Here is a 1,151-nt window from a genome sequence, read left to right as displayed (position 1 = left end):
GGCGGGGTGCGGCTGGTGTCGTGCGTGGATCCCGCGGTGCGGGCGGAGCCGGGGGAGGCGGTGTACGACGGCGGGCTCGGCGAGGACGCCTTCGTCCGGGATCCGATGGGCGAGCCGGTGCGCGGGCTGGGCCCGGCGGGTGAGGCGGTGTACCCGGACTTCACCGATCCGCGGGTGCGCAAGTGGTGGGGAGGGCTGTACTCCGAGCGGCTGGCGCGGGGGTTCGCCGGGTTCTGCCACGAGATGAACGATCCGGTCTCCCTGGCGGCCTTCGGTGACGCGACGCTGCCCCGGTCGGCCGGGCACTGCCTGGAGTCGCGCGGCGGCGACCACCGGGAGGCGCACAACGTCTACGCCCTGGCGATGGCCCGTGCGGGTTTCGAGGGGCTGCGGGGTCTGCGGCCCCATGAGCGGCCGTTGCTGCTGTCGCGCTCGGGCTGGGCGGGTCTGCAGCGCTACGGCGGCACCTGGACGGATCAGACGTCGGCCGGCTGGGAGGGGCTGCGGGACGCGCTCGCCCAGGTGATCGGCCTGGGGTTGTGCGGGGTGCCGTACTGCGGTGCGGACGTCGGGGGACCGGCGGGGTCGCCGCGGCCGTCGCCGGAGCTGTACCTGCGCTGGTTCCAGCTGGCCGCGTACCTGCCGCTGTTCCGCACCCCGGCCGTGCCGGGTTCCGGGAGGTTGGAGCCGTGGGAGTTCGGTCCGGAGGTGCTGGAGCACGCGCGGGCGGCGCTGCGCGAGCGGGAGCGGCTGCTGCCGTACTTCGCGACGCTGGCCCGGCTGGCGCACCGCTCGGGGGCTCCGTACGTGCGCCCGCTGTGGTGGGCCGCGCCGAAGGACCGGGCGCTGCGGGAGTGCGAGGACGCGTTCCTGCTGGGGGACGCTCTGCTGGTGGCACCGGTGCTGGAGCCGGGGGTGGTGCGCCGTACCGTGCGGCTGCCGCGCGGGCGGTGGTACGACACGGCGACGGGGCAGGTGCACAGAGGCCCGGGCCGGGTGGTCGTCGAGGCTCCGCGGGCGCGGATCCCGGTGCTGGCCCGGGCGGGATCGGTGGTGCCGGTGGCCGGGCCGGAGGGCGGGATCGAGCTGGAGGTGTGGGCTCCGCCGCCCGGGCGTACGGGTGGCGGGGTGGTGGCCGCGGACCCGGGGGA

General features: G+C 76.7%; 1 protein-coding gene. It reads left to right on the top strand.

From position 1 onward, the window contains the following. Positions 1 to 1,151 (top strand): glycoside hydrolase family 31 protein (locus L7D48_RS28950; RefSeq protein ID WP_237884087.1); only part of this gene is annotated, 1,151 nt, incomplete at both ends.

The organism is Streptomyces sp. ICN903 (assembly GCF_022015835.1).
Classification (GTDB): Bacteria; Actinomycetota; Actinomycetes; order Streptomycetales; family Streptomycetaceae; genus Streptomyces; species Streptomyces fenghuangensis.
Note: the sequence above shows the minus strand (reverse complement) of the source record. Positions and strands in the feature narration are given on the sequence as shown.